We start from the raw sequence: 5,540 nt of genomic DNA on the forward strand, positions 1-5,540 counted from the left end.
ATCGGTACGACCTCCGCCGCTTTCGATCCCGACCGGCTGAACGTGGCGATCAACGATGTGTGGGTCTGCCGCAACGGTTCCGTCGGCGACGACCGCGACCTCGTCGACATGACACCGCGCGAGGTGCGTATCACCGCCGACCTGGCCGAAGGCGGCGAGTCCGCCGTCATCTGGGCCAACGACCTCACCGCCGACTACGTCCACGAGAACAGCGCCTACTCCTCATGAACCCCATACTTCCCTCGCGGCGCAACGCCGCGCCCAAAGCCCGTACCGTCATCGAGGCGCTGCCGTGGCTGCGCCGCTTCCACGGCAGGACCGTCGTCGTCAAGTTCGGCGGGAACGCCATGGTGGACGAGGAGTTGAAGGCCGCGTTCGCCGAGGACATGGTGTCCCTTCGGTACGCCGGCGTACGGCCGGTCGTCGTGCACGGCGGCGGGCCGCAGATCAGCGCCCTGCTCGACCGGCTGGGCATCGCCTCGGAGTTCAAGGCGGGGCTGCGGGTCACCACGCCCGAGGCGATGGACGTCGTACGGATGGTCCTCGCCGGCCAGGTCCAGCGCGAGCTCGTCGGGCTCATCAACCGGCACGGCCCGTTCGCCGTCGGGCTCACCGGCGAGGACGCGCACACCATGACCGCCGTCCGGCGGCAGGCGGAGGTCGACGGCGAGCCGGTGGACATCGGGCTCGTCGGCGACGTGGTGGCCGTCGACCCGACCACGGTGGAGGCGCTGCTCGACCGGGGCCGGATCCCCGTCGTCTCGCCGGTCGCCCGGGGCGCCGACGGCGAGGTCTACAACGTCAACGCCGACCTGGCCGCCGCCGCGCTCGCCGGGGCGCTGGGCGCCGAGAAGCTGGTCGTCCTCACCGACGTCGAGGGGCTGTACGCGGACTGGCCGCACAGCGACGACGTCATCAGCCGCCTCACCGCGAGCGACCTGGAGGCGCTGCTCCCCGCCCTGTCGAGCGGCATGGTGCCCAAGATGGAGGGCTGTCTGCGGGCGGTCAGGGGCGGCGTGGGCGCGGCCCACGTGCTGGACGGCCGGGTGCCGCACTCGCTGCTGCTGGAGGTCTTCACGGACGAGGCGGTGGGGACGACCGTGGTGCCCGACCCCCTGCCGGACGCGCCGGGAGCGCTCGCGGAGGTGACCGCGTGACCGGGGACGCCACCCGTACGCCGGGGGAGCGGCTGGCCGAGCGCTGGCGGGCCGCGCTGATGGACACCTACGGCACGCCCCCGCTGGCGCTGGTGAGCGGGGAGGGCGCGACGGTCCGGGACGCCGACGGCAGGACGTACGTCGACTTCGTCGGCGGCATCGCGGTCAACGCCCTCGGCCACGCCCATCCGGCCGTCGTCCGGGCGGTCTCCGAGCAGATCGCCACCCTGGGGCACGTCTCCAACCTGTATGTGGCCGAGCCGCCCGTGGCCCTGGCCGAGCGGCTGCTGGAGCTGGCCGGCCGCGACGGCAGGGTGTTCTTCTGCAACTCCGGGGCGGAGGCCGTCGAGGCCGCGTTCAAGATCGGGCGGCGGACGGGCCGTCCGCATATGGTCGCCGCCCAGGGTGGTTTCCACGGCCGCACCATGGGCGCGCTCGCCCTCACCGGCCAGCCTGCCAAGCAGGAACCCTTCCTCCCGCTCCCCGGGGACGTCACCCATGTCCCCTACGGCGACCCCGATGCCCTCCGCGCCGCCGTGACGGAACGGACCGCCGCGGTGGTCCTGGAGCCGGTGCAGGGCGAGAACGGCGTCGTCGTTCCGCCGCCCGGCTACCTCGCGGCGGCCCGCGAGATCACCCGGGCCACGGGCACCCTGCTCGTCCTGGACGAGATCCAGACGGGCATCGGACGCACCGGGCACTGGTTCGCCCACCAAGCGGACGGTGTGCTTCCCGACGTGGTGACGCTCGCCAAGGGGCTCGGCGGCGGACTGCCGATCGGGGCCGCCGTGGCCTTCGGCGACGCGGCCGGGCTGCTGTCGGCGGGGCAGCACGGTTCGACGTTCGGGGGCAACCCGGTGTCCTGCGCCGCCGCCCTGGCGGTGCTCGACACCCTGGAGAAAGAGGACATCCTCGCCCATGTCCGGCGCATGGGGGAGCGGTTGGCCGCCGGGGCCCGGGCGTCGGGTCACCCGCTGCTGCGGACGGTGCGCGGGGCCGGGCTGCTGCTCGGGCTCGTCCTGGACCGCCCGGTGGCCGCGCGGGTGCAGCGGGCGGCGCTGGAGGCGGGGTTCCTGGTGAACGCGGCGGCCCCGGACGTCGTCCGGCTGGCACCGCCGCTGGTGATCGACGAGGGGCAAGTGGACGCCTTCGTCCGGGCGTTGCCCCGGATGCTGGACGTCTGAGCTCCCGGCGGAAGCGGGCCGGGCGGGCGTGGGGACACGTGCCGCCCGGCCCGTTCGTCATGCCTGGGGGCAGTGGGCGGACCACTGTGAGAGGTGTGGCGTGAAGGGCGTCAAGGGGCGCCCGAGGCGGCCGATCTGACGCCTGGACTTGACACCTGACCTGCTGAGAAAGTTAGGTTAGGCATACCTAATCAATAGTTGCGCGGGTTGCCCTTCCCGACTATGCCCGGCCGACGCGGCCGGCAAAAGTCGGAACGGGGGCGGTACGACGAGAGGATGAGCATGTCGGCACGGCGCGGGGACAGCGCGAACACGGCGGGTGCCCCCATCGAGGATCTGGTCGGCATAGGCTTCGGTCCCGCCAACCTGGCCCTCGCCATCGCGATCGACGACCACAACCGCCGGGCCCCGGACAGCGTGATCCGCGCGGGCTTCGTGGAGCGCCAGGAGCGCTTCGGCTGGCACCGGGGCATGCTCCTCGAAGGGGCCACCATGCAGGTGTCCTTCCTCAAGGACCTGGTCACCATGCGGGACCCGAGCAGCCGCTTCTCCTTCCTGTGCTACCTGCGGGACCGCGGCCGGCTGGCCGACTTCATCAACCAGAAGACGTTCTTCCCCACCCGCATCGAGTTCCACGACTACCTGGAGTGGTGCGCCGCCGAGTTCGGCTCCGCCGTCGACTACGGCCGGGTCGCCACCGCCGTGCACGCGGTGGAGGACGGCGGGACCGTGGAGGCCGTGGACGTCGTCTCGCGCTCCGTCGGGGACCCGGCCGACGAGACCGTACGGCGCACCCGCAACCTCTCCGTGGGCACCGGCCTCACCCCCCGCCTCCCCGCCGGCATCAGCCTCGGGCCGCACGTCTGGCACAACCGCGACCTGCTGTTCCGCGCCGCCGAGCCGGCCGCCCGCCGGCACCGCCGGTTCGTGGTCGTGGGCGCCGGCCAGTCCGCCGCCGAGAGCGCAGAGTACCTGCACCGCACCTTCCCCGACGCCGAGGTCTGCGCGGTCTTCTCCCGGTACGGCTACAGCCCGGCCGACGACAGCCCCTTCGCCAACCGCATCTTCGACCCGGCCGCCGTGGACCACTTCTACGACGCCCCCGAGGACGTCAAGCAGGCCCTTCTGGGCTACCACCGCAACACCAACTACTCCGTGGTCGACGGCGAGCTCATCGAGCAGCTCTACCGCACCGCCTACCAGGAGAAGGTCCAGGGCCGCGAGCGGCTGCGCATCCTCAACACCACCCGGCTCACCGCCGTCGAGGACCTGCCGGACGGCGCCCGGGCGGTCGTCCGCTCCCTGACCTCCGGGGAAACGTTCACGCTCGACTGCGACGCCGTGGTGTTCGCCACCGGCTACCACGCGGCCGACCCCCGCGAGCTCCTCGGCGACCTGGCCGCCGAATGCCTCACCGACGAGCAGGGCCGGCTCCGGGTGGACCGCGACCACCGCGTCCTGACCACGGACCGGGTCCGCGTCGGCGTCTACCTTCAGGGCGGCACCGAGCACACCCACGGCATCACCTCCTCCCTGCTCTCCACCCTGGCCGTCCGCTCCGGCGAGATCTGCGACTCGCTGCTGCTGCGCCGTACCGAGCGGGACGTGCTCGCGGGCCGGGCCGGAGGACAGGCCGGTACCGTCGCCGCGCCCGTCGGCTGAATCGCCCGCCCCGCCACCGCCCCCCGCCCGCGAAGAATCCCCGAAGGACACCGCATGCCCGCGACCCCCGTCCCCCTCGACACCCTCCGGCACGACGTGGCCGACGTCCTCGGCGAGGACCCCGCCGACCTGCCGGACGACGAGGACCTGCGCGACCTGGGCCTCGACTCCATCCGGCTGATGAGCCTGGTGGAACGCTGGCGGGCCCGCGGCCTGGCCGCCGACTTCACCGAACTCGCCGAGGCCGAGCCCACGCTGCGCGGCTGGCACGCCCTGCTGACCGCTGGCGTCTGAACCCCGCCCCCTCGCTCTTCGCGCCACCCACCGCGGCGGGACCCCGTCCCATCCGGGCCACGCCCGCCGGGTTCCGTACCGCACCGCCCGCACCCGCCCAAGGAGAACCATGAACACCCGTCCCTTCCGTAGCGGCCGCAAGGCCGGCCGTACCCGCGTCGCGGCCGTCCTCGCCGCGGCCGCCCTGCTCACGGTGAGCGCCTGCGGCAGCGACGACTCGTCCGACGACGCCAAGTCCTCGGGAGGCGACGGCGGGAAGCGGGTGATCGAGACCAGCGACGGCAAGGTGACGGTGCCCGCGAAGCCCCAGCGCATCGTCAGCATCTCCTACGCCACCGGAGCCCTGCTCGACCTCGGCGTCGAGCCCGTCGGCACCAGCGCCATCGACGAGAACAACCCGATGGAACTGCTGCCCTCGCAGAAGGAGCAGGGCAAGAAGATCACCTCGATCGGCTCCGGCATCGAGACCAACATCGAGAAGGTCGCGTCCCTCAAGCCCGACCTGATCATCGTCGAGGGCGCGTCCGCGTTCGACTGGAAGATCAACCGGCTCAAGGGCATCGCCCCCACCCTGTACTTCGGCATCAAGACCCCGGGCGACCTCTACAACGCCCAGGAGAAGATCGCCCAGGCCGTCGGCAAGGAAGACGCCCTCGACAAGCTGAAGGCGACGTACAAGGAGAAGGCCGACAAGATCAAGTCGACCCACGCCGCCAAGCTCAAGTCCGTGAAGTGGGCCCTCGCCTCCTCCTACGGCAACGGCGAGTTCCTCGTGGACACCCGCACCTCGTGGGTCGGCCGCATCCTCGCCGACGTCGGCGCCGGCTTCGCCAAGGCCTCCGACGACGGCAAGGAGCACGAGGTCACCTACTCCCAGGAGAAGATCGACGTCCTCGCGGACGCCGACGTCATCCTCGTCCCGCGCATGGCCGCCACCAACGAGGTCCCCAAGGAGACCAAGGAGCTCACGGACAAGCCGTCCTGGAAGCTGCTGAAGGCCGCCAAGGACAACCACGTGCTGCCCGTCACCTACGCCACCAGCGACCGCTACGGCACCTCGATCGACGTCCTCGACCAGATCGACAAGATCCTCAAGGGCCTGTAGGACGCCGGGGGTCCGCCCCCGGCCGCACGCACCGGGGCCCGCCGGCGGTCGGGCCGGCGGCCCCGGAACGCGTATCACTCCTCTCCGCCCCTCACCCCCCTCCCCACCACGAACGACCCGGAAGGCGCCATGCCAGAG

At 72.2% G+C, this 5,540-nt stretch carries 6 protein-coding genes; all 6 read left to right on the forward strand.

The genetic code is table 11. The features are described from left to right. On the forward strand, positions 1–228 hold a 228-nt coding region (locus ACSNOK_RS03915), incomplete at its 5' end, for a bifunctional ornithine acetyltransferase/N-acetylglutamate synthase (RefSeq protein ID WP_436779124.1). Continuing rightward, positions 225–1,157: an acetylglutamate kinase gene (gene argB / locus ACSNOK_RS03920; protein ID WP_436779125.1), complete on the forward strand. Its 933-nt coding sequence runs from the start codon at positions 225–227 to the stop codon at positions 1,155–1,157. The genes ACSNOK_RS03915 and argB, both read left to right, overlap by 4 nt. Next, positions 1,154–2,341 (forward strand): acetylornithine transaminase, encoded by a 1,188-nt coding sequence (locus ACSNOK_RS03925; protein WP_436779126.1) that lies wholly within the window; start codon positions 1,154–1,156, stop codon positions 2,339–2,341. Before argB ends, ACSNOK_RS03925 begins: the two co-directional genes overlap by 4 nt. Positions 2,342–2,623: 282 nt before the next feature. Then, on the forward strand, positions 2,624–4,003 hold the full coding sequence (locus tag ACSNOK_RS03930) for a lysine N(6)-hydroxylase/L-ornithine N(5)-oxygenase family protein (protein ID WP_436779143.1): 1,380 nt from the start codon (positions 2,624–2,626) through the stop codon (positions 4,001–4,003). A gap of 54 nt (positions 4,004–4,057) precedes the next feature. Next, positions 4,058–4,297, forward strand: coding sequence for a phosphopantetheine-binding protein (locus ACSNOK_RS03935; protein ID WP_436779127.1), 240 nt, complete (start codon positions 4,058–4,060; stop codon positions 4,295–4,297). Positions 4,298–4,406: 109 nt separating this feature from the next. Further along, on the forward strand, positions 4,407–5,402 hold the full coding sequence (locus ACSNOK_RS03940; RefSeq protein ID WP_436779128.1) for an ABC transporter substrate-binding protein: 996 nt from the start codon (positions 4,407–4,409) through the stop codon (positions 5,400–5,402). The last annotated feature ends 138 nt before the right edge of the window (positions 5,403–5,540 follow it).

This window comes from Streptomyces sp. URMC 126, from assembly GCF_051386555.1.
Taxonomy (GTDB): domain Bacteria; phylum Actinomycetota; class Actinomycetes; order Streptomycetales; family Streptomycetaceae; genus Streptomyces.